The following is a 23,046-nucleotide window of genomic DNA, read 5'->3' as shown; positions in this document are numbered from 1 at the left end:
ACAGGCAACCATTTGACTTAGGGAGCCATCCATGTCCGCCAGCAACAACACCCGCACCGAAACCGACAGCTTTGGCCCGCTCGAGGTTCCCGCCGACAAATACTGGGGCGCACAGACACAACGCTCGCTGATGAATTTCCCGATTGGCTGGGAACGCCAGCCGATTGCCATCGTCCGTGCGCTGGGTGTGATCAAAAAGGCCTGCGCGCAGGCCAATATGGAACTGGGCAAACTGGACAAGGAAAAAGGCAACGCCATTGTCGAGGCCGCCGGCGAAGTGATCCTTGGCAAACTGGACGACAATTTCCCGCTGGTGGTCTGGCAAACCGGCTCCGGCACCCAGTCGAACATGAATGCAAACGAGGTCATCGCCAACCGTGCGATTGAAATTCTGGAAGGCGAGATCGGCTCGAAATATCCCGTGCATCCCAATGACCATGTGAATATGGGGCAGTCGTCAAACGATACCTTCCCCACCGCGATGCACATCGCCACCGCCACCGCCACCCATGACATTCTGCTGCCCGGTCTGGCCACGCTGCATTTCGCACTGGACGCCAAGGTGCGCGAATTTGACGGCATCATCAAAATCGGCCGCACCCATACGATGGACGCCACCCCGCTGACACTGGCGCAGGAATTTTCCGGCTATTCGCATCAGGTGGCGATGGGGATCGAACGGGTGAAAGGGGCCTTGGCGCGCATTCATGAATTGGCACAGGGCGGAACGGCCGTTGGCACCGGCCTGAACACCACCAAAGGCTGGGCTGAACTGGTTGCCGCCAACATGGCGCGGATCACCGGCCTGCCCTTCGTCACGGCGCCTAACAAATTCGAGGCCCTTGCCGCCCATGACGCAATGGTGGAAATGTCGGGTGCGCTGAAAACCGTTGCCGCTTCGCTTTACAAAATCGCCAATGACATCCGGTTCCTCGGCTCCGGCCCGCGCTGTGGTCTGGGTGAATTGATCCTGCCGGAAAACGAACCCGGCTCCTCGATCATGCCCGGCAAGGTGAACCCGACCCAGGTCGAGGCCCTGACACAGGTCTGCATCCATGTGATGGGCAATGACGCCGCTGTCGGTTTTGCCGGCTCGCAAGGGCATTTTGAACTGAACGTCTATAAACCGATGATGGCTTATAATGTGCTGCAATCAATCCAGTTGCTGGGCGATGCCTCTGCAACATTCACCAAAAACTGCGTGGTCGGTATTCAGGCCAACAAAACCCGTATTGACCAGTTGTTACACGAAAGCCTGATGCTGGTTACTGCACTGGCCCCCGAAATCGGCTATGACAACGCCACCAAGGTTGCCAAAACCGCGCATAAGAACGGCACCACATTGAAAGAAGAAGCAATCAATCTGGGCTTTGTCGATGCCGAAACCTTTGACCGCATCGTGCGCCCCGAAACCATGATCGGGCCAAAAGACTGATGAATGAAATCGTAAACCTGAACCGCGCCCGCAAGGCCCGTGCGCGGGAAGAAAAGCGCGTGCAGGCCGATGCCAATGCGGTCAAATTCGGTCGCACCAAAGCCGAACGTATCGCGGAAGCGGCACGCAGCGAACAGGCCCGCCGGATTCTGGATCAGCACCATATGGACGAGGAATGAGCGAACGGCCGAAAAAACGTTCGCTTACCCTGAAAGGGCACCGCACCAGCGTGTCCCTTGAGGATGAATTCTGGAAGGCCTTTCGCGACATTGCCGCCGAGCGCGGCCAGCCGATCAATGTGCTTGCCGCTGAAATAGACAAAGCCCGCGGTCTGGACACGGGCCTGGCTTCGGCTATTAGGTTGTTTGTTCTGGAGTATTATCAGCAGGCTTTGAAGCGTCTGCGCTGAGGCGATTTATTCGGATTTAACCGGCCCGCGCAATTCGTCACCAAACAGATCCAGAAGTTCCTCACGGGATGTCGGCTGCGGCTTTGCATTTTTCAGATCTGTTTTATCACGCCCATTACGAAAGGAAGGGAAAGCAATGCGGATCACCGCACGCGGCGATGCATCTTCTTCTAAACCGTTAACAGAAGCCGGCGTATTGCGAGACATGGCAAACATACTCTTTCCTCAACTTGGGCACGAAATTTAATCACTCGTTAAAATATAGCCGTGCGAGACAGAAAAACCGAGGGGGAAATTTGCCTATATTCATGTCTATTTGGGCAGTTTTTCGCCGTGACGTAGCGTAACTTTCAGCCAAATCCCCTCTTTCGAGCGCACAGTCAGGTGCGCAATCGGCATGACAGCCGGCTTTTCGACCGATTCGAATCGCAATGCGCGCACCAACATTGCAAGGATCAACGGCCCTTCGATCATTGCAAAACCCGACCCCGGACATACCCGTGATCCGGCGGAAAACGGGATATAAGCCTCTCGCATGCTTGCTTTTCCGGCCTTCGTTTGCCACCTGTCCGGATCGAACTCATCCGGCCTGTCCCACAAGCGTTCATGCCGGTGCAGATGCCACGGACTGATAACGAATTGCGCGCCTTTGCGGATATCACGACCCCGAAATTGCACGGGGCAAGTATTTTCCCGAACCATCATCGGAACCGGCGGATACAAGCGCATCGTTTCGCGGAACACATCGCGGGTCAGCTTCAGTTTCGACACCGCTGAAAAATACGGCACCTCGGGATCAACCACTTCGGCGGCCTCGGCAGCAACACGATCCTGCATCTCTGGATTGGTGGCCAGAAGATACAGTGCCCAACCCAAAGCGGACGCGCTGGTTTCATGGCCGGCAAGGAAAAATATCGCCACCTGATCGACCATTTCATCCGGTGTAAAACACTTGCCGGTTTCAGGGTCCGGCGTGGTCATGATCTTGGTGGCCAGATCATCGGGCGCTGTGCCAGCCTTCATTTCCTCCATCCGCTGATAGGTCAGTTGCGCAATCAACCCGCGGATATTGCGCGCCGTTTCTTTGGTGCGTTTGTTGAAAAACCGCGGCATCCATTTTGGCATCGGCAGCAGTGCTGCGAAGTTCACTATCGGCTGGCTGCGCTGGTAATCCTTGAATTCGGAAAATACCCTGGCCGCGACCTGATTTTCGATCGGGATGGAAAACAGTGTGCGAAAGATCACATCCGCCGCCACATGGCTGGTCACCCCTTCCATTTCGACCGGTCCCTGCCCCGCCTTTTCCGACAATCGCGCCACCGCCGCCACCGCCGCATCCCAGATCGCCGGATAGATTTCGCGCAGGCGCCCGCCCTCGAATGCCGGATCAATAATCCGGCGCTGTGCCTTCCAGACCTCGCCATTGGTGACAAACACCGAATTGCCCAGCAGCGGCGCCAGCCCCTCTTTTATCCGGTCCGATTTGGGAAAATCATCGGGGCGCTCGCGCAGCACCGTGTTGATCAGCCCGGGCTGGTTGATCATGTAAGAGCGAAAGAACAGCGTGCGAAATTCAGCCATCCAGGCCCGATACAGACGCGCAGGCTGGGCCGATAAAATATCCTGACGAAACAGTTTGATATACTGGAGAAAGGAAACCTTGTTTGCACGCGAGGGGGGTTTGGGGGGTAATGTCATGGGGTCACTGATGTAAAAGGCGATGCCGGCACGTCAATGCGCGATTTTGACGGTTGCCGGTTCCGGTAACGGGAATGCAGGGTTTCCGGTCCTGCGGTGATTTTAAAGTAGTCATAGTCGCCGGGGCGATCAAAGGCACATAGATACTGGAAATGCAGCCTGAAATACCGCCACTTCAGGGCGGCCCGGCGGTTCGGGGACAGGGTTTGTGTAAATGCGGCCGAGATCACCAGCGGCCAGCGTTTGCCCTTTGGCGCAACACCGGTGACCGCCACCGGATCGCACAGGGAAAAGGCGCAGACATCGCCGGGGGCCGAGACATCGACCCAAGTCAGTTCATCCCGCATGGAAAGGTATTTCAGATCAGCGCGCAAGCGGTATGCCCTGGGCAGGAAGGACACCATCGGCATCACCTGCCCCAGCGTCAGAAACCCCAGTGCGGGGCCATTCCTGGGCACCCTGCCCGCGCGGATCAGATCGGCCAGCACAGACACACCGATATGCGCGCCGGATGAATGGCCGACCACCAGAACCTCGTCCAGATCGCTGTTTAGCGCGGCGGAGATTTCATCGGCAAATTCAGCCATCCGTGCCACAAGTTCTGGCGGGTCTTGCCCCTTCGAGCGGGCGGAATAGGCGTAATCATGCATCAGGTAATAGGCAAACAGCTTGTTGTCGATTTTGCGAAATCCGCGCAGGATCATGACGATCAGCGGTAGTGCGGCCGCCCATCCCAGCATCCGTGCAACCAATGGCCAATCCACCAGAACCCGCACGCCTTTGGCAATCATGGCCCCGACAAACCACGCCAGAAAAACCGCGACCAGCAATTGCAACAACAGCATGCCGATCGGATAAAGCGCCGTCAGCACCGGCCCCTTGCGCAGCCACATCAACCGGCGCAACGCCCCCGAGGCAATATAGGTCCATGCCGTGCGGGTCAGCACCAGATAGGTTTGCGGGATATTCAGATCCATCGAGGATTTGACGATATCGGACCAGACCAGCACATCGAAATCGGCCTCCACCTGCATGCCGTCAATGCGGCCCTGAACGTGCCAGCCATAACGCCCGCCGCCCTGCTTCGGGGACAGATCAAGGGTATATCCTGAAATTTTCGCCTGCTCCGCCCCTTCACTCCGATATAATTCGCGATAGCGGCGCGGGTGAATCGGGTCATAGCCGGGAATATAGAACACCCTGCGCTTTGCGACTGTCTGGCCTTCACCCTGCATCTACTGGCAATCCCGTTACATAACTGGCCGCAGTTTAGCGCAAAGACGCGGCATTGCTAGCCAATGTTGGCAAGTGCCGGAAATGTTTCCAGCAGCCAGAACGAAAATGCGCTGAAGGCGCCGGTCATAAGGGCAATACCGACCGCAATCAGCAGCAGACCCATCGCCTTTTCGATCATTCCCATATGGCGTTTCAAACGGTTCATCACACCAACCGCCCGCTGGATGAAAATCGCCGCCAACAGAAATGGTATACCCAACCCAAGCGCATAAATTCCAAGAAGAGCCGTGCCACGCGCCACCGAGGCCTCGGACGCCGCCATCGACAGGATCGCGCCCAGTTGCGGGCCGATACACGGCGTCCAGCCAAAGGCGAATGCCAGCCCCAGAATATAGGCGCCAAAGGCCGAGCCTCCCTGATCCCCCGCGTCAATCCGCGTATCGCGGTCCAGAAAAGGGATGCGGAAAATGCCAAGGAAATGCAGGCCGAACAACACAATTACCCCGCCGGATATTTTAGCGAAAAGCTCTTGATTTTGCAGAAAAAACGCACCGAATACGGAGGCAGTGAACCCCAGCAACAAAAAGATTGTCGAAAGCCCCAGCACAAAGAACAGCGCCGGAATGATCGCCCCGCCGCGCTTGCCGCCTTCGCCGGTCATTTCGCTCATGGTCATGCCGCTCATATAGGCCAGATAGGGTGGCACGATCGGCAAGACACAGGGCGACAGGAACGACAGCAACCCACCCATCAAAGCGACAAACATCGCGGGCAGCAGGCTTGCATCAAGAATTTCGATTCCGAACATCACGGGGCCTTCCAATTGGTTTGCCCATTCTTAGGCGATCATTCCTGCCGCGTCACCTGCCGAAATGTCACATTTGCGTGGACTTGTGACAAATCCCGCCCTATCCAGTTCGGCATGACCATTGATGAAGAAATCGACGCCATCGGCATGCTCTGCCCCCTGCCCGTTTTGAAACTGCGCAAGCGGCTGCAAACCCATGTTTCAGGGGCCGTGGTGCGGCTGTTGGCGGATGATCCGGCAGCGGTGATCGATGTGCCGCATTTTTGCAATGAACAGGGGCACGAGTTGATCGAAGTGGCGCAGGGCGAGCACGGCCAAACCTATCTGGTGCGCAAAGCCTGAGCATAAAAAAACCGGCAAGCACATGGCCCGCCGGTTTTTCATTTTCTATCTTGCCGTTGTTACCGGCCCAATGACCACCAGCCCTTGCGCTTGGGCTTGTCTGCCTTTGGCTTGGGGGCGGGTTCTGGTGTGGGCTCGGGTTTTGCTGCAACCGGTTCGGGTGTTACCTCTATCGGCTCGGGCTTGGTTTCGGCTACAGGCGCGGCTTCTTCTGCCGGCTTGGCGTCAACCTCGTCCACCTTGGCCTTTTTCGCAGCAGGCTTGCGCCGTGTGCGTTTCTTGGGCGCGGGTTTCTCTTCCTCGGCCGCGACCTCGGCTTCAGGGGCTTCTTTTGCAGCCTCCCCGGCTTTGGGCGCTTCTTCGGTATCCGCTTTCTTGCGACGGCGGCGAACCGGCTTTTTCTTCGGCTCTTCTGCAGCTTCCTCTGGTGCAGCTTCTTTTGAAGCGGCCTCGTCGGTTTTCACTTCCGAAGTTTCCGCATCAGCCGCTTTGGCCGATTTGCGCGGGGCGCGTTTGCGCGGCTTGCGCTTGGGCTTTTCGTCCTCGGCTTTTTCCTCGGCCTCGGCTGGGGCTTCAGTAGCCGCCTCGTCCTTGGCCGCATCTTCTGCCATGGCTTCACCCTCGGGTGCTGCGTCGGCATTCACTGCTTCTTCACCGTTATTCTGCGTTGCCTCGGCGTTGTCCCCACCACGGCCACGACGACGACGGCGACGGCGGCGGCGCTTCTTGGGCTGTGCCTCGGCTTCCCCCTCGTCAACGGCTTCCACCGGTGTTTCTTCCTCGACCACCTCGGCATCATCGATATCATCCATGATCGCGGCACTACCCGAGACCACTGGCGCGCTGACCTGTTTGACAACGCGGCTGGCGGTCTTGAACTTCTCGATCGAGAAATCAGGCGACACAAGGAACGGATCGGCTTCGATGCGCACGGACATGCCATAACGCACCTCGATCTGGGCGATATGTTCGCGCTTGTTGTTCATCAGGTAATTGGCGATGCCCACAGGCGCCTTCAACAGAACCTCGCGGCTACGTTTGCGCGTGCCCTCTTCTTCCAGCTGGCGCAGGATCGACAGGGCCAGATTTTCATCCGAACGGATCAGGCCGGTGCCGTGGCAATGCGAACAGGGCTGTGTTGTCGCCTCGATCATACCCGGGCGCAGGCGCTGGCGCGACATTTCCATCAGGCCGAAACCGGAAATGCGACCCACCTGAATGCGGGCGCGGTCGTTCTTCAACCGGTCCTTCAGGCGCTTTTCAACCGCGTTGTTGTTGCGGCGCTCGTCCATATCGATGTAATCGATCACGATCAGACCGGCCAGATCGCGCAAACGCAGCTGGCGTGCCACTTCGTCCGAGGCTTCCAGATTGGTTTTCAGCGCCGTGTCCTCAATGCTGCCCTCTTTGGTCGAGCGACCCGAGTTCACATCAATCGCCACCAGTGCTTCGGTAATCCCGATCACGATGTAGCCGCCGGATTTCAGTTGAACCGTCGGGTTGAACATGCTGGCCAGATAGCCTTCGACCTGATAGCGGGCGAACAAGGGCATGGATTCATTGTAAAGTTTCACGTTCTTGGCGTGGGACGGCATGATCATTTTCATAAAATCCTTGGCCACGCGGTAGCCTTCTTCGCCTTCCACCAAAACCTCGTCGATCTCGCGGTTATACAGGTCGCGGATCGAGCGTTTGATCAAGTTGCCTTCTTCGTAAATCTTGGCAGGCGCAATGGATTTCAGCGTCAGCGCACGGATTTCTTCCCACAAGCGCTGCAAATATTCGTAGTCGCGTTTGATCTCGGATTTGGTGCGCTTGGCACCTGCCGTGCGCACAATCAGACCGGCGCCTTCGGGCACTTCGATTTCGTTTGCAATGGCTTTCAGTTTCTTGCGGTCGGCGGCGTTGGTGATTTTGCGGGAAATGCCACCGCCACGCGCGGTGTTGGGCATCAATACGCAATAACGGCCGGCCAGCGACAGATAGGTGGTCAGGGCCGCGCCCTTGTTGCCGCGTTCCTCTTTTACCACTTGCACCAGAAGGATCTGGCGAACCTTGACCACTTCCTGGATTTTGTAACGGCGCGGACGGGGTTTGCGCACGCGGCGCAGTTCCTCGGGGGCGTCATCATCGGCCACCGATTCAATCCGGTCGTCTTTTTCGGTTGCTTCCAGCGGTTCATCTTCGCCATCCGCATCATCCGTCGTATCCGCGTCGTCTGCTTTCACATCGTCAGCAGGTGCGTCGGTGGGCGTTTCGCCCTTGGCTGCCTCATCGGCCTCGCCGGATTCGGGTGTGTCTACCGGTGTTTCGGCGACCAGTTCCATTGGCGATGATCCCTCGACGGACTCTTCACCCAGATCGACCACATCCATACCGGATGCGCCGTTGTTCTCGACTTCTTTTGTCTCGACGGAATCATCCGACTTGACCTCTTCGGCCTTGCTGCGCGAGCGCGAGCGGCGGCGGCGTTTGGGTTTGGGTTTTTCGTCTTCCTCGGCCATAGCCTTGGCATAGGCGCGTTCCTCGGCCAGCAGGGCCTCGCGGTCGGCGACAGGGATCTGGTAATAATCGGGATGAATTTCCGAAAACGCCAGAAAACCATGCCGGTTTCCGCCGTAGTCTATAAAGGCCGCCTGTAGCGACGGCTCGACCCGTGTAACTTTTGCCAGATAAATATTGCCAGCTAGCTGGCGTTTGTTTTCAGACTCAAAGTCGAATTCCTCAACCTTGGTTCCATCAACCACCACAACGCGGGTTTCTTCCGCGTGGGTGGCATCGATAAGCATCTTTTTAGCCATGTTTTCTCATTGCACCGCGGCAATCGCCGTAACCCCGGGGGGCTTTTTGATTGCAGGGGGTGTCTTGTAAGGGCGAAGGGGGACGCGCAGCACATGCGCAGGTCGGCCATTTCGGCCCCTGTCGCAGTCTCTGAATTCTTTTCGCGTCGCATCGCGTTTCTATCTCCGGACGCTGATATTTGCGTCCAAACTGTTAAGCCCCGGCCAGTTGGCACAAGGGCATAAATACCGGTCTTTCGACCCAATCGGTCTGTTCTGTCGGGAATTGGCAGGTGTTTTTTCTGCGTAACCTCGGGAACAGCGAAACTTTTGTCCGGTGGTTCAACTGCTGTCGCGCTGACCACCTTGGATGGAACATAAGGGGGATGGGGGTGCAATTACAATGGGGAAAATAGTTAATCTGTGAATTTGCCTTCTTCTTGCCCCTAAATACCTGCGCCGCAGGCATTGAATCCTCAAAACCCGCGGCGTGTTCGTTAATATAGCATAAACAATGATTTACAGATAATCTGACCGCTGCAACCCGTATTTCGCCATCTTTTCGTTCAGTGTCCGGCGCGGCAGGCACAACTCGTCCATCACGTTGACTATGCTGCCCTTGTGCCGGCGCATGGTGTTGTCGATCAGCATCCGCTCGAACGCCTCGACATATTCCTTCAGCGGCTTGCCCTCGGTCGTCATCACCGGCTGGGTTTCCTCGTTGTCGGCCATCAGCAGGCTGGCAATGGTGCCCGAGCCACGACGGTTTTGCAGCACTGCCCGTTCGGCCACGTTGATCAGCTGGCGGATGTTGCCCGGCCAGGGGGCTTGCAGCAGTTGTGCGGCCTCTTGCGCCGATACCTCGGGCGCGTCACAGCCGTATTCCTCGGCGAATTGTTCGGACAGGCGGGCAAACAGTGTCAGGATGTCCTCGCCCCGCTGGCGCAATGGTGGCAGGGTGATTTTCATCGCCGCCAGCCGGTAATAAAGGTCGGGGCGCAACACATCCTCGACGGTTTTATCCTCGGCCTGAAGGTTGGAAATGGCCACGATGCGGGTTTCCGCAGGGCTGCCCTGCTCGTTGATATAGGTCAGCAGGCGCGCTTGCAGGCCATCCGACAGCGCGTCGATATCCTCGAGCACCAGCGTGCCGCCACGGGCCTCTTCCACCAGCGGCTGCGGGCCATCGTCCAGCATTGGACCAAACAGGCGGCGGCCAAGCTCTTCTTCCTCGAAAGCCGCACAGGAAACCAGCGAGAATTTCTTGCCCGCCCGTGATCCGACCGCATGTAGTGCATGAGCCACCAGCGTTTTGCCGGTTCCGGTTTCGCCATCAATCAGCACATGGCCATCGGCCTGCCCCAGATCCAGAATATCCTCGCGCAGGCGCTCCATCACCGGCGACGATCCGATCAGCTTTTTCATCACCGCCGTGCCATCCCCCAATTCACGCCGCAGCGCGCGGTTGTCCAGTGTCAGGCGGCGGCTCTGGGTGGCTTTCTTGGCCAGCTCGGTCATTTTGTCGGGGTTGAACGGTTTTTCCAGAAAATCATAAGCCCCGACACGCATCGCCTCGACCGCCATTGGCACATCGCCATGACCGGTGATCATAATCACCGGCAGGCCCGAATCCACGCTCATCAGCCGTTTCAGAAACTGCATACCGTCCATGCCGGGCATTTTGATATCGCTGACCACCACGCCCGGATAATCCGGCCCCAGCTTTTTCAGCGCATCCTCGGCATTGGCAAAGGTTTCGGTGTCAAACCCCGACAGGGCCAGCCACTGGCTGATCGACTGGCGCATGTCCTGCTCGTCATCCACAATCGCGATTTTCATTGCTTGTGCCATAATTCAGTGTCTCACTCGGCTGCTTCGGTTTCATCTAACAATATGGGCAACTGCACTTCAAATACAGCCCCGCCCACCGTGGCGTTCCTTGCGGTCAACCGTCCGCCCAAGTCGTTCACGATGCCCGAGGAAATGGCAAGCCCCAAGCCAACCCCGTCGCCTGCCTGTTTTGTGGTGTAGAACGGCTCGAACAGGCTATCCAGATCCTCGATCCCTGCCCCGTTGTCGCGTATGGTCAACAGCGCGGTTTCACCGGCCGCAAGCAGGATGTCGATCTGCGGATCCTTCACGGTTTTTGTCGCATCCAGTGCATTGCGAAACAGGTTGATAATCACCTGTTCAACACGCACCCGATCGCCCAGCACCATCACTGCCTCGCGCGGCATGGTTTTGGAGATTTCCACATGGCGGCGTTTCAGTTGCGGCTCCATCATCGACAGGGCCGAATTGACTGCATCCCTCATGTCCAAAGGCGCAAACGAATCGCCCCCCTTGCGGGCATAGCTTTTCAACTGCTTGGTAATCGCGCCCATGCGTTCAATCAGATCATCAATCCGCTGGAACGACGAAACAGCTTCTTCCGGCCGTTTGCGGCGCAGCAAAAGGCGTGCGCCGGCAAGGTAGGTTTTCATCGCCGCCAAAGGCTGGTTCAACTCGTGCGAAACGGCTGCCGACATTTCGCCCAATGCGGCCAGTTTCGAGCTTTGCGCCAGGGTCTGTTCGGCCACCTGAAGGTTCTTTTCCGCCTTTTCGCGTTCGGCAATTTCCCGCTGTAGCCGCTGGTTAAGCTGGCGGAGTTCTGCCGATTCACGCTGGAAAAACCGCGACTGCACCTGCGCCTTGCGCGACAGGAAGAAAAACGTCAGCGCCAAAAGGATGGCAAATCCCATGATTTCCAGCGCCAGCACCCCGTTCACCCGCTGGCGCACCGACGCATAGGTGGTGAATGAGGTCATTTTCCACCCCTGAAAGGGTATCCGCGCCTCTTGTCGCATAACGCCCGACCCCAGCAGGTTTGCCGATGTGGTCAGGGAAACCCAGTCGGTTGTTGTCTGGATCGACCGCTGGATCGCCGCCGAAGGAGAGCGCAGTTGAAGCGCCTCTTCTTCGTGCAGGCCCCGCCACTGGGGTTCGGTTGCCAGCAGGATTTCCCCTTCGCTGTTGGAAATAAAAACCGCATCCGAAATGCCGGCCCAGCTGTTTTGAAACTGTTTCAGGTCCACCTCGACAACGATCACACCGATCGGGCTACCTGCGTATTCCATCTTGCGCGAGTAGGTGAACATCACCGCGCCGTTATCGTCTTTGGTTACGGTAAAAATTGTGTCGTTCGAGCGCACAGCGTTTACGAAATAGGCATCCGATCTGTGGTTCGCCCCGATCAGACTACGATCCGACGCCGCGACCACGCGGCCAGAGTTGTCCAGCAACAGCAGGGACGCCGCGCCGATTTCGTCAATATAGGAAATCAGCCGTTGCGAGCTTTGGGCAAAATCCTGTGAATTCAGCGCCCCGATCAGGGTTGGATCACGGGCCAGCAATTGCGGCACAATCGAGGATCGCTTCAATTCGCTGATCAGGTTCCCCGCATAGAGCGTCATCCGGACCTGCGCACGGTTACGGGTGCTTTCGGTGAAGCGTTCCGTCAGCAGGGAATTGGTGACCCAGACAACACCGACAGCAATCGCGATCAGCAGCAGGATCGCGATCCGGACCCGCCAGGGGTTACCCTGTTGGTCCGGCCCGGTCTTTGTTGTATCGGAATTCCCGCTCATTGGGCCAGTCTACGCCTGAACGCATCCCGCCTCAAGCTAGGCGTGCTGCATCGCCCCGACAACCGCGCGGAAAAGCGCCTGTCCATCGGTGCCGCCATGTTTTGCATCGGCCGCCCGTTCGGGGTGGGGCATCATTCCCAGCACACGGCGGTTCTGGCTAAAGATCCCCGCGATATCGGCGGTCGAACCATTGGGGTTGTCGGCATAGCGAAACGCCACACGCCCATCGCCCTCAAGACGCGCAACGGTATCGGCGTCGGCGGTATAGTTGCCATCGTGATGGGCAATCGGGAACATCACCTGTTCGCCCTGACTGTACCCCGATGTATAGGCGCTGTCGGTGTTTTCCACCGTCAGGGGAATGGTCTTGCAGATGTATTTCAGGTTGGCGTTGCGCAGCAGCGCACCGGGCAACAGGCCGGTTTCGGTCAGGATCTGGAAACCGTTGCAAACCCCCAGCACATAGCCACCCGCCTTGGCATGATCGACCACCGCGCGGCAGATCGGGGATTGCGCCGCAATCGCACCGCAACGCAGGTAATCGCCAAAGGAAAACCCACCCGGAACCCCGATCATATCCAGCCCCTTGGGCAGGGATGTTTCCTTGTGCCAGATCATCGTGACATCGGCACCAGCAGCGCGAAAGGCAACTTCCAGATCACGGTCACAGTTGGACCCCGGAAAAACGACAATCCCGACCCGCATCACAGAATCTCGATGCTGTAAGATTCTATCACCGTATTGGCCAGCAGCTTCTCGCACATCTCGCCCACGTTTTTTTCGGCGGCGGCAGCATCGGTTTCGGCCAGTTCCAGCAGGATCACCTTGCCTTGCCGCACCCCGTTCACCCCGTCAAAACCCAAAGCGTCCAGCGCGTGGTGCACCGCCTCGCCTTGCGGGTCCAGAACCCCGTTTTTCAGCATCACAGTCACACGCGCTTTCATCCCCTGATCCCCCTAGTTGACAAGCGTTGGTTTGCCGGGCTGCGGCCCGTTTACAGGCAGCACACCTAGGCGGCGCGCCACTTCGGTATAGGCATCGGCCAGATTGCCCAGATCACGGCGGAACACGTCCTTGTCCAGCTTTTCGCCGGTTTCAACGTCCCACAAACGGCAACTGTCGGGGCTGATTTCATCGGCCACGATCAGCCGCTGGAAATCCCCCTCCCAGACACGGCCGATCTCGATCTTGAAATCCACCAGTTTGATCCCGACCGCCATCATCACACCGGACATGAAATCATTCACCCGCAGCGCCAGCGACACGATATCGTCCAGATCCTGCTGGCTGGCCCAGCCAAAGGCGATGATATATTCCTCGGGCACCAGCGGATCGCCCAATGCATCATCCTTGTAGGAAAACTCGACAATCGGGCGCGGCAGTTGTGTGCCCTCCTCGATCCCCAGACGTTTGGAGATCGAACCGGCGGCCACATTGCGCACGATCACTTCCAGCGGGATGATCTCGACCTGCCGGATCAACTGTTCGCGCATGTTCAGACGTTTTATGAAATGGGTCGGCACACCGATCTGCATCAGCCCCTTCATAAAGAATTCGCTAAGACGGTTGTTCAACGCGCCCTTGCCGTCGATCACATCCATCTTCTCGGCGTTAAAGGCGGTGGCATCATCCTTGAAATATTGCACCAATGTGCCAGGCTCGGGGCCTTCGTACAGGATTTTGGCTTTGCCTTCGTAAATCATCTTGCGTCGCGACATGGGGTCTCCGATCCGGTCGGGGCAGAAATTAAGTGCCTGTTGCCCGCGCCTATACGACATGCCCTGCCATCCCGCAATCCCGCAATGTGGTGCAAGTGGCGATAAACTGTCGCTGCCCCCTTGCGATATGGCCCGCGCAAGGGCATATCAGATAGGAACACGAACCTTTTTCCCAAGCGAGGATATAATGAGCACATTCGACGACCGCGAAACCGCCTTCGAGAACAAATACGCCCATGACGCCGAAATCCAGTTCAAGGTGAATGCGCGCTCTCACAAGCTGTTGGGGCTGTGGGCCGCCGAAAAGCTGGGCAAATCCGGTGACGAGGCCGAGGCCTATGCCAAAGAAGTGGTTATTTCCGATCTGGAAGAAGCCGGTCACGAAGACGTTGTGCGCAAGGTTGCCGGTGATCTGGGTGACAAATCCAGCGCCGATGAAATCCGCGCCAAAATGACCGAACTGCTGGCCGTCGCCAAAGAACAGGTTATGTCAGAAGTCTGATATTTCAACATCTTGTCGGGCGACATTAAAGTAAACGCACGGGCGTTCCTGTCAGGGGATGCCCGTTTTTTATAGATCAAATTTTAGACGTTAAGCCAAAGGCAACCCTGCGCTGTTATCCCCACCCCTGTTCTGACGGGCAAAGGGGGCGCGATGCCAAAGGCGACACCATCCATTCTGGCCATGCAGGTCCGCAAATACGCCCCGCGCCAAGGGGTCCTGCTGCTGTTGGCTGCCGGTTTCGTTGCGCTGTTTTACGACCGTTTGTCAGGGCTGGATCATTCGGCCATCTGGCAGGGGTTTCATGCGGTTGGCGCGCTGCAATGGGCCGGTGCCCTGCTGGCCACAGGATGCAGTTTCTGGGCGGTTGGCCGTTATGACGCCGTGGTGCACCGGATTTTGGCAACCGGAACCTGCGAAAAACAGGCCCACCGCGCGGGAATCGCCGGAATCGCGATTTCGCAAACACTGGGCATGGGGGTTTTCACCGGCGCATTGGTGCGCTGGCGGATGTTGCCGGACGTGTCCCTGTGGCAGGCCACCCGCCTGTCCGCTGCGGTGGCCCTTTCCTTTCTGGCAGGCTGGGCGGTGGTGACGGGGGTGGCTGTGGCACTGCTTTCCCCGCTCGTGCCGCCATGGCTGGTGGTGGTGCCGCTGACGGGGGCCGGCGCATTGATCGCCGCGTCGCTGTTTGCCCCGCCGCTGACACTGTTCAACCGGCGCATCCGGTGGCCCGCCCTGCCCGCGATCCTGTCGATCATCAGCCTGTCCGTGCTGGATACAATGGCCGCTGCTGCCACGCTCTATATCCTGTTGCCCGATGTTGTTGGGACAAGTTTTTCCACGCTTTACCCCGCCTTCCTGCTGGCCCTTGGCGCCGCACTGCTGTCCGGCACCCCCGGCGGGGTCGGCCCGTTCGAGGTAACCCTGCTGGCACTGCTGCCCGATGTCGGGGCCGAACCGGTGCTGGGCGCGGTTCTGGCCTTTCGGGCGGTTTACTACGCCCTGCCGGCGCTGCTGGGGCTGGGACTGCTGGCGCACGGCGCTAAACCGGCCACACAAACACCTGCTCCCCTGACCAAACCCGCCGTAATCCCCCGCCTGAACAACCTGATCGCCAACGCCCCCTTTGCCGAGGCCAATCTGCTGCGCCAGGGCGACAAAATGCTTTTGTCCCAAGCCGATAGCACCGCTGCCCTGATCGTGGCCCGCACTGGCCAATCCCTGACAGCCCTGCGGGACCCGCTCAATCCACAGCATACAACAGACGCCCTGCAAACCCTGCACCGCGCCGCCTTTGCCCAGGCGCGTATTCCCTGTCTTTACAAATGCAACGCCCGCACAGCCGCCCGCGCCCGCCGCATGGGGTTTCACGTTCTGCCCATCGCGCAAGAGGTCTGGCTGGACCTGCGCAAATTCACCCCCGACACCCCGAACCACCGCCAGTTGCGCCGCAAACTGCGCAAATCCGCAGCGGCCGGAATTTCGATCCTGCGCCCTGATACCCTGCCCCTGCCGGACATGGCGGCAATCTCGGACGAATGGGTCAGGCATAACGGTGGCGAGCGGCGGTTTTCAATGGGGGTATTTGACCCTGACTTTGTGCAAAGCCAGCGGGTCTATCTGGCGATGCGAAACGACCGGATGCAAGGGTTCATCACCCTGAATACCTGTCATACCGAATGGTCGCTGGACCTGATGCGCCAGCACGGGGATGCCCCCGACGGCACCATGCACACCCTTTTGATGCAGGCCATTCGGGACGGGGCATCGGCCAACATCCCGCGCCTGTCGCTGGCTGCCCTGCCCTATCCGCAGCAGAACCGGTTGCTCCAACAGATCCTGAATAAGGGCACCGGCAATGGCTTGCGCCAATTCAAGATGTCTTTTGCCCCCAATCAACAAACCCTCTACATTGCCGCGCCGAACCGGGCCGCCCTCTGTCTGGCCGGCCTCGACATAGCCTGCGCCATTTCCCCCGCCGATCGCCCGCCTCAAGATCATTATGATTAATATGCAATTGCGCCCGACCGCCCGTCGTGGCATTCCAGCGCAAACCGGCCGCCATTTGTGCGGCCTGAAATCGTGCATGAAAGGTTTATTGCAATGACCAACGCCCTATCGCGTATGCTGGCCGAACGGGACTGGATTCTGGCGGACGGGGCCACAGGCACCACGCTGTTCAACATGGGCCTGAGTTCAGGCGATGCGCCGGAACTATGGAACGTCGAGCACCCCGAAAAAATCCGCGCCCTGTATAGCGGGGCCGTAAATGCGGGCAGCGATCTGTTCCTGACCAACAGCTTTGGCGGCAATGCCTCGCGCCTGAAACTGCACGGGGCCGAAAAACGCGCCCGCGAATTGTCGCGCATCTCGGCCGAACTGGGCCGCGAGGTGGCCGATGCCGCAGGCCGGACCATCATCGTGGCCGGCTCGGTTGGGCCGACCGGCGAGATCATGGCCCCGATGGGCGAGCTGACCCACGAGTTGGCCGTCGAAATCTTCCACGAACAGGCCGAGGGTCTGAAAGAAGGCGGCGTCGATGTTTTGTGGTGCGAAACCATTTCCGCCCCCGAAGAATACAAAGCCGCCGCCGAAGCCTTTGCGCTGGCCGATATGCCATGGTGCGGCACGATGAGTTTCGATACCGCCGGGCGCACCATGATGGGCCTGACGTCGGCCGGCATGGTCGATATGGTCGAAAAGCTGAAAAACCCGCCGATTGCCTATGGCGCCAATTGTGGCGTCGGGGCAGCAGACCTTCTGCGCACCATCCTCGGCTTTGCCGCGCAAGGGTCGGAACGCCCGATCATTGCCAAAGGCAACGCCGGCATCCCGAAATTCCACGATGGCCATATCCACTATGACGGCACACCGGAACTGATGGGCAAATATGCCTGTCTGGCCGCCGATTGCGGGGCTACGATCATTGGCGGCTGCTGCGGCACCACGCCCGAACATCTGGTCGCCATGCGCGCCGCGCTCGAGGCCCACACACCCGGCCCGCGCCCCACACTGGAAACCATCGCCGAAGTGCTTGGCGGGTTCTCCTCGGCGTCGGACGGCACCGATGACGCCACCCCCGCCGCCCGCAAAAACCGCCGCCGCAACAGGGGTTAGCCCCGTTTTGGTCGTTGCCGGAACGGTCCATGTCGCAAGTGGCCAATACCGGCCGGTGACAAACCGCCAATCTGGGCAAAAGAAAACCGCGCGACACGCGCCAGTCAGGGAAAGAAACCATGGCCGAAGAAGATGATCTGATCCTGTCCGAACTGTCTGACGACGAACTTGTGCTGCAAATGCACGATGACCTGTATGACGGCATGAAAGAGGAAATCGAGGAAGGTGTGACCATCCTGCTGGACCGCAAATGGGAACCCTACCGCGTTCTGACCGAAGCCCTTGTGGCTGGCATGACCATCGTCGGGGCCGATTTCCGCGACGGCATCCTGTTTGTTCCCGAGGTTCTGTTGGCCGCCAACGCGATGAAGGGCGGCATGGCCATCCTGAAACCGCTGCTGGCCGAATCCGGCGCGCCGCGCATGGGCAAAATGGTGATCGGCACGGTCAAGGGCGACATCCACGACATCGGCAAAAACCTGGTTTCGATGATGATGGAAGGCGCCGGTTTCGAAATTGTTGATCTGGGCATCAACAACCCGGTCGAGGATTATCTGGACGCCCTGACCCGTGAAGATGCCGATATTCTGGGCATGTCCGCCCTGCTGACCACCACCATGCCCTATATGAAAGTGGTGATCGACACGATGATCGAAAAAGGCATCCGTGACGATTATATCGTGCTGGTCGGCGGCGCCCCCTTGAACGAGGAATTCGGCAAAGCCATAGGCGCCAACGCTTACTGCCGCGATGCGGCGGTGGCTGTGGAAACGGCCAAGGATCTGATGTTGCGCAAACATAACCAGATGGCGGCGGGCTGATCCGGCAAGGCGGAATTATGACACCGGATGACAAAACCCTGACTGAAAGCGGCCTTGCTCCGACAGCAAGCAAGGCGCGAATCCTGCTGCTGGCCTGCGGGGCCTTGGCACATGAAATCCTGACGCTGGTCAAACGCAACGGCTGGGATCACATCAGCCTGACCTGCCTGCCCGCCAACCTGCACCTGTATCCGGACCGCATCCCCGCTGCGGTCGAGGAAATGGTGCTAAAACACCGTGCGGATTATGACGAGATCTTCGTGGTTTACGCCGATTGTGGCACCGGCGGGATGTTGCAGAAAAAATGCGCCGAACTGGGTGTGGAGATGATGCAGGGGCCGCATTGCTATTCATTTTTCGAAGGCAACGACGCCTTTGCCGAAATTGCCGAAGACGAATGCACAGCCTTTTACCTGACCGATTTTCTGGTGCGCCAGTTTGATGCCTTTGTCTGGAAACCGATGGGGCTGGACCGGCACCCGGAATTGCTGGAAATGTATTTCGGCAATTACGAAAAACTGGTGTATCAGGCGCAAACCGATGCGCCCGATCTGGATGAAAAGGCCCGCGAATGTGCCAGCCGCCTGGGGCTGAAATACGAGCGGCGCTTTACCGGATATGGTGATCTGGCCAGCACATTGGAACAAGTCGCGACCTAACCCGCCGCCGCCTCGCCCGCGATTTTGCGGATGCGTTCCACCATCGCCCGCAACCCGTTGCTGCGCTGTGCCGACAAATGATCGTTCAATTGAAGCCGCGCCAACTCGCCACCCGCGTCCACCTTCAGCACCTCGGCCACGGTCAACCCGTTGAACAGCGCCACCAGAACCGCCACCAGACCGCGCACGATCATTGCGTCGCTGTCACCGCGAAACCGAAACACCGCATCTGGCCCGCTGCCGTCAACCTGTGCTGCGATCCACACCTGCGAAGCGCAACCCTCGACCTTGGTCGCGGGCACCTTCAGCGCGTCCTCCAGCGGGTCCATCGCCTTGCCCAGATCGATCACGAACCGGTAGCGGTCCTCCCAATCGTCCAGAAATTCGAAATTCTCCGCGATGTCTTCAAAGGCTTCGGTTGCCATCTGCCTGCTCCTTCATTTTGTGTCCCATCAGATAGTGGGCCAAAGCAGAAAGGTCCAGACCGCACAAGACGGGTTTTCAAACCCTGCGCAATCGGCTAATTCGGTTACATGGAACGAAGGGGCCTGACACCATGAGAACACCGATTGCTGCATTATTGCTGGGCACGCTTGTGCTGACAGGCTGTGCCACCAAACTGAACCCGTTCAACTGGTTCAAACGCGGCAGCACGCAGGAAACCCTTGCCGAATTGCCCGACCCGACCGTGATCATTGACCCGCGCGGGTTGGTGCAACAAGTGGTTTCCATGTCGGTTGAAAAGACACCCGGCGGCGCCATCATCCGTGCAACCGGCCTGCCCCCGACCCAGGGGTATTGGGATGCCGAACTGATTGCCGAAAATGATGAAAAGCCGGTAAAAGGTGTGCTGACCTATCAATTCCGCATTGAGGAACCGATTGATTTTCAACGGGTTTCCACGCCGCAAAGCCGCGAAGTGGTGGTGGCGCGGTTTGTGTCGAACATCAAACTGCAAGGCGTGAGCCAGATCCGTGTGGTCGGGGCGAAAAACGCCCGCTCGACCCGCCGCTAAAGGTCTACGACCTTCACTGCCGTGCCCTGCGCCGTCAGGGCAATTTCACCGTCACACAGGCGCAAGGCGTCTTTGCCGAATACCTCGTTACGCCAGCCCGACAGCGATTTCCCGTCGCGCTGCCCTGCCGCAATCCGGTCCAGTTCGGCGGATGTAGCGATCAGTTTCAGCGCCACGCCGGCCTCTTCGGCCTTGGATTTCAACAGCACCCGCAGCAAATCGGCCAACGCCGGATTCACCTGTAGCTTTTCACGCGACTTGTCGGGTTTGGGGAAATCTGCCGGATCGGTTTCGAAACCCTTGGCCACAGCGGCCAGAATACCTTCGGCAATCTCGCCTTTGCGGGCCTCGCGTTGCAGCAGGCGCGAACGGCCCAGATCCTGCATGGTCTTTGGCTTGGTCGAGGCCAGTTCCAGCATTGCCTCGTCTTTATAAACACGGTTGCGCGGCACATTGCGCCCTTGGGCATAGGTTTCGCGAAACGCCGCCAGCTCTTTGACAATCGCCATGAAGCGGCCCGAATTGCTGCGGGTTTTCACCCGTTTCCACGCATTTTCCGGCTGGATGATATAGGTTTCAGGGCTTAGAAGAACCTTAAGTTCCTCCTCTACCCATTTGGTTCTATTGGTTTTTTCAATCTTGTCTTTCAGGAATTCGTAGATCACCCGCAAATGGGTCACATCGCCAATCGCATAGGTTTTCTGCGCATCCGTCAGCGGGCGGCGCGACCAGTCGGTAAAGCGGGACGATTTATCCAGAGGTTCCTTGGCAATCTTGCGCACCAGTGTTTCATAGCCCACCTGCTCGCCGAAATCACACACCATCGCGGCGACCTGCGTGTCGAACAGCGGCTTGGGAAACACCCCGCCTTCGATAAAGAAAATTTCCAGATCCTGGCGGGCGGCGTGGAACACCTTGACCACATCCTCGTTACGAAACAGCTCATAGAGCGGCTCCAGCGACAGCCCATTAACCAGCGGATCAACCAGAACCGCGCAGTCCTTGTCATCGCCTTTGACCGCCATCTGGATCAGGCACAGTTTGGAATAATAGGTGCGTTCGCGCAGAAATTCGGTGTCGATCGTCACATAGGGGTGTTTCGCGGCCATTTCGCAGAAATCGGCCAACTGTTGCGTGGTGGTCAGGGTTTTCATGAAGCTCTGTTGCTCGGATTGGGACTGGTTGGCGGTGTCTTACGCAATTTCACCAGAAATGGAAAGCCTCAGGACAAATTGACCACCGTTTGGTCCCCTGCCGCAAACCGGCGCAACACTTCGGGGTAAAGCCGGTGTTCCATCGGCAGTACCCGCGCGGCAAGGGTATCGGGCGTGTCATCGGGAAAAACCGGCACCCGCGCCTGCCCCAGAACGGGGCCGCCATCCAGTTCGGCTGTGACCAGATGCACCGAACATCCGGCCTGATCATCCCCCGCCTCAATCGCGCGGGCATGGGTGTGCAACCCTTTGTATTTGGGTAATAATGACGGGTGGATGTTCAAAATCTTCCCCTGCCAGCGGGTGACAAATTCGGTCCCCAGCACCCGCATGAAACCGGCAAGGCAAATGATGTCGGGCCGCGCCTGTTCCAGTGTTCGCGTCAACGCGGCCTCGAACGCCGCGCGATCCTTGCCAAAGGGACGGTGATCGACCACGGCTGTGGCAATCCCCATATCGGATGCCTTTTGCAGGCCACCGGCATCGGCATTATTGGCCAGCACCAGAACGGGGCGCGCGGGGTGGTCCCCGGTCATGGATTGCGCCAGCGCTACCATGTTCGAGCCGCCGCCCGAAATCAGTATTGCCACCTGTTTACTCACAAAAGCGCACCTGTATAGGAAACACCCGCCCCATCGGCCACCTGACCGATGCGGAACACCGTTTCACCCTCGGCTTGCAGCAGGTCGGTGATGGCGTCGGCACGATCCGCGGATACGGCCAGCACCATGCCGATCCCGGCGTTAAAGGTTTTCAGCAGTTCGACCTGCTCCATTCCGGCCGTTTTGGTCAGCCATTTGAACACCGGCGGCAAGTCCCATGCCGACAGGTCCACCTGCGCCCCCACCCCTTCGGGCAACACCCGTGGCAGGTTTTCCGTCAACCCGCCGCCTGTGATATGGGCCAGCGCATGCACGCCCCCTGCCCGTATCGCCGCCAGCGTCGATTTCACATAAAGCCGTGTGGGCGCCAGCAGGGCCGCGCCCAAAGTGCCATCGCCAAACGGGCAATCGGCATCCCAGCCCAGGCCGGAAACCTCGACCACCTTGCGCACCAGAGAATACCCGTTGGAATGCACGCCATCACTGGCCAGCCCCAACAGCACATCGCCCGCCGCCACGCCATCAGGCAGGGCCGTGTCGCGTTCCATCGCGCCCACGGCAAAACCGGCCAGATCAAAATCGCCATCGTGGTACATCCCCGGCATTTCCGCCGTTTCGCCGCCAATCAGCGCACAGCCGGACAATTCACAGCCCTTGGCGATGCCCTCGATAATCTGCGTGGCCTGATCCAGCTCCAGCTTGCCGGTGGCGAAATAATCCAGAAAAAACAGCGGCTCGGCCCCCTGACAAATCAGGTCATTGACGCACATCGCCACCAGATCAATGCCGATGGTGGAAACATTGCCGGTATCAATCGCGATGCGCAGCTTGGTGCCAACCCCGTCGGTTGCCGCCACCAGCACCGGATCAACATAGCCCGCACCCTTTAGGTCAAACAGCGCGCCAAAGCCGCCCAGCCCCGACATCACCCCGGGGCGCTTGGTGCGTTTGGCAGCGGGTTTTATCCGCTCGACCAATGCGTTGCCCGCATCAATATCCACACCGGCATCGGCATATGTCAAACCGTTTTTACCCGAAGTCATCTGGCAGCACCCCTTGGA

At 58.6% G+C, this 23,046-nt stretch carries 24 protein-coding genes; 10 read left to right on the top strand and 14 right to left on the bottom strand.

From position 1 onward, the window contains the following. Positions 1-31: 31 nt before the first annotated feature. The 3 genes from fumC to BAR1_RS06745 are packed head-to-tail and all read left to right on the top strand — an operon-like array spanning position 32 to position 1,844. Positions 32-1,435, top strand: coding sequence for a class II fumarate hydratase (fumC, locus tag BAR1_RS06755; RefSeq protein ID WP_118942314.1), 1,404 nt, complete (start codon positions 32-34; stop codon positions 1,433-1,435). Next, positions 1,435-1,614 (top strand): DUF4169 family protein, encoded by a 180-nt coding sequence (locus BAR1_RS06750; protein ID WP_118942313.1) that lies wholly within the window; start codon positions 1,435-1,437, stop codon positions 1,612-1,614. The genes fumC and BAR1_RS06750 overlap by 1 nt, the downstream gene beginning before the upstream one ends. Then, on the top strand, positions 1,611-1,844 hold the full coding sequence (locus BAR1_RS06745; protein WP_118942312.1) for a ribbon-helix-helix domain-containing protein: 234 nt from the start codon (positions 1,611-1,613) through the stop codon (positions 1,842-1,844). The genes BAR1_RS06750 and BAR1_RS06745 overlap by 4 nt, the downstream gene beginning before the upstream one ends. Positions 1,845-1,850: 6 nt before the next feature. Here BAR1_RS06745 and BAR1_RS06740 read toward each other — a convergent pair whose 3' ends face one another. The 4 genes from BAR1_RS06740 to BAR1_RS06725 form a co-directional block, all read right to left on the bottom strand. Then, positions 1,851-2,060, bottom strand: coding sequence for a hypothetical protein (locus BAR1_RS06740; protein WP_118942311.1), 210 nt, complete (start codon positions 2,058-2,060; stop codon positions 1,851-1,853). Positions 2,061-2,156: 96 nt separating this feature from the next. Then, positions 2,157-3,542, bottom strand: a complete 1,386-nt coding sequence (locus BAR1_RS06735; protein ID WP_118942310.1) for a cytochrome P450 — start codon at positions 3,540-3,542, stop codon at positions 2,157-2,159. Further along, positions 3,539-4,777: a hypothetical protein gene (locus tag BAR1_RS06730; protein WP_118942309.1), complete on the bottom strand. Its 1,239-nt coding sequence runs from the start codon at positions 4,775-4,777 to the stop codon at positions 3,539-3,541. The genes BAR1_RS06735 and BAR1_RS06730 overlap by 4 nt, the downstream gene beginning before the upstream one ends. Before the next feature lie 56 nt (positions 4,778-4,833). After that, positions 4,834-5,586 carry a cytochrome c biogenesis CcdA family protein gene (locus BAR1_RS06725; RefSeq protein ID WP_118944377.1) on the bottom strand — a complete coding sequence of 251 codons (753 nt, stop codon included), beginning with the start codon at positions 5,584-5,586 and terminating at the stop codon, positions 4,834-4,836. A gap of 114 nt (positions 5,587-5,700) precedes the next feature. Between BAR1_RS06725 and BAR1_RS06720 the strand changes: the two genes are divergently transcribed. After that, on the top strand, positions 5,701-5,928 hold the full coding sequence (locus tag BAR1_RS06720) for a sulfurtransferase TusA family protein (protein ID WP_118942308.1): 228 nt from the start codon (positions 5,701-5,703) through the stop codon (positions 5,926-5,928). A 59-nt stretch (positions 5,929-5,987) separates the two neighbouring features. Here BAR1_RS06720 and BAR1_RS06715 read toward each other — a convergent pair whose 3' ends face one another. From BAR1_RS06715 to purC, 6 genes are all read right to left on the bottom strand, one after another. Next, the gene (locus tag BAR1_RS06715; protein WP_118942307.1) at positions 5,988-8,729 is read right to left on the bottom strand and encodes an Rne/Rng family ribonuclease; all 2,742 of its coding nucleotides are present in this window, start codon (positions 8,727-8,729) and stop codon (positions 5,988-5,990) included. A gap of 498 nt (positions 8,730-9,227) precedes the next feature. Continuing rightward, positions 9,228-10,559 carry a sigma-54-dependent transcriptional regulator gene (locus BAR1_RS06710; protein WP_118942306.1) on the bottom strand — a complete coding sequence of 444 codons (1,332 nt, stop codon included), beginning with the start codon at positions 10,557-10,559 and terminating at the stop codon, positions 9,228-9,230. An 11-nt stretch (positions 10,560-10,570) separates the two neighbouring features. Next, on the bottom strand, positions 10,571-12,334 hold the full coding sequence (locus BAR1_RS06705; protein WP_118942305.1) for a sensor histidine kinase: 1,764 nt from the start codon (positions 12,332-12,334) through the stop codon (positions 10,571-10,573). Positions 12,335-12,370: 36 nt separating this feature from the next. Next, entirely contained in the window at positions 12,371-13,039 is a 669-nt protein-coding gene (gene purQ, locus BAR1_RS06700; protein ID WP_118942304.1) for a phosphoribosylformylglycinamidine synthase subunit PurQ, read from the bottom strand. Beyond that, entirely contained in the window at positions 13,039-13,278 is a 240-nt protein-coding gene (purS, locus tag BAR1_RS06695; protein ID WP_118942303.1) for a phosphoribosylformylglycinamidine synthase subunit PurS, read from the bottom strand. Before purS ends, purQ begins: the two co-directional genes overlap by 1 nt. Before the next feature lie 12 nt (positions 13,279-13,290). Continuing rightward, positions 13,291-14,052 carry a phosphoribosylaminoimidazolesuccinocarboxamide synthase gene (gene purC, locus BAR1_RS06690; protein ID WP_118942302.1) on the bottom strand — a complete coding sequence of 254 codons (762 nt, stop codon included), beginning with the start codon at positions 14,050-14,052 and terminating at the stop codon, positions 13,291-13,293. A gap of 187 nt (positions 14,053-14,239) precedes the next feature. Here purC and BAR1_RS06685 point away from each other — a divergent pair, with 187 nt between their 5' ends. The 5 genes from BAR1_RS06685 to BAR1_RS06665 all read left to right on the top strand — a co-directional run bounded on the left by BAR1_RS06685 (position 14,240) and on the right by BAR1_RS06665 (position 19,154). Beyond that, positions 14,240-14,554, top strand: a complete 315-nt coding sequence (locus BAR1_RS06685) for a DUF1476 domain-containing protein (protein ID WP_118942301.1) — start codon at positions 14,240-14,242, stop codon at positions 14,552-14,554. A 153-nt stretch (positions 14,555-14,707) separates the two neighbouring features. Further along, positions 14,708-16,567 carry a phosphatidylglycerol lysyltransferase domain-containing protein gene (locus BAR1_RS06680; protein WP_118942300.1) on the top strand — a complete coding sequence of 620 codons (1,860 nt, stop codon included), beginning with the start codon at positions 14,708-14,710 and terminating at the stop codon, positions 16,565-16,567. 93 nt (positions 16,568-16,660) lie between these two features. Then, on the top strand, positions 16,661-17,674 hold the full coding sequence (gene bmt, locus BAR1_RS06675) for a betaine--homocysteine S-methyltransferase (RefSeq protein WP_118942299.1): 1,014 nt from the start codon (positions 16,661-16,663) through the stop codon (positions 17,672-17,674). Between the two features lie 119 nt (positions 17,675-17,793). Continuing rightward, complete coding sequence (locus BAR1_RS06670; RefSeq protein WP_118942298.1) at positions 17,794-18,495, top strand: corrinoid protein; 702 nt, start codon at positions 17,794-17,796, stop codon at positions 18,493-18,495. A gap of 17 nt (positions 18,496-18,512) precedes the next feature. Beyond that, positions 18,513-19,154 (top strand): DUF1638 domain-containing protein, encoded by a 642-nt coding sequence (locus tag BAR1_RS06665; protein WP_118942297.1) that lies wholly within the window; start codon positions 18,513-18,515, stop codon positions 19,152-19,154. Here the strand turns inward: BAR1_RS06665 and BAR1_RS06660 are convergent. Further along, positions 19,151-19,579: a SufE family protein gene (locus tag BAR1_RS06660; RefSeq protein ID WP_118942296.1), complete on the bottom strand. Its 429-nt coding sequence runs from the start codon at positions 19,577-19,579 to the stop codon at positions 19,151-19,153. The two genes, BAR1_RS06665 and BAR1_RS06660, sit on opposite strands and share 4 nt — an antisense overlap. Positions 19,580-19,710: 131 nt before the next feature. Here BAR1_RS06660 and BAR1_RS06655 point away from each other — a divergent pair, with 131 nt between their 5' ends. Continuing rightward, positions 19,711-20,169 (top strand): hypothetical protein, encoded by a 459-nt coding sequence (locus BAR1_RS06655; protein ID WP_118942295.1) that lies wholly within the window; start codon positions 19,711-19,713, stop codon positions 20,167-20,169. On the opposite strand, the gene rnd is transcribed toward BAR1_RS06655, so the two are convergent. The 3 genes from rnd to purM form a co-directional block, all read right to left on the bottom strand. Then, entirely contained in the window at positions 20,166-21,323 is a 1,158-nt protein-coding gene (gene rnd / locus BAR1_RS06650; RefSeq protein WP_118942294.1) for a ribonuclease D, read from the bottom strand. The two genes, BAR1_RS06655 and rnd, sit on opposite strands and share 4 nt — an antisense overlap. Before the next feature lie 68 nt (positions 21,324-21,391). Continuing rightward, complete coding sequence (gene purN, locus BAR1_RS06645) at positions 21,392-21,985, bottom strand: phosphoribosylglycinamide formyltransferase (protein WP_118942293.1); 594 nt, start codon at positions 21,983-21,985, stop codon at positions 21,392-21,394. After that, entirely contained in the window at positions 21,982-23,028 is a 1,047-nt protein-coding gene (gene purM, locus BAR1_RS06640) for a phosphoribosylformylglycinamidine cyclo-ligase (protein ID WP_118942292.1), read from the bottom strand. The genes purN and purM overlap by 4 nt, the downstream gene beginning before the upstream one ends. Positions 23,029-23,046 lie beyond the last annotated feature (18 nt).

The sequence above is a fragment of the Profundibacter amoris genome (assembly GCF_003544895.1).
In the GTDB taxonomy this organism is placed as follows: domain Bacteria; phylum Pseudomonadota; class Alphaproteobacteria; order Rhodobacterales; family Rhodobacteraceae; genus Profundibacter; species Profundibacter amoris.
This window is presented reverse-complemented; position numbering and strand designations above follow the sequence as displayed.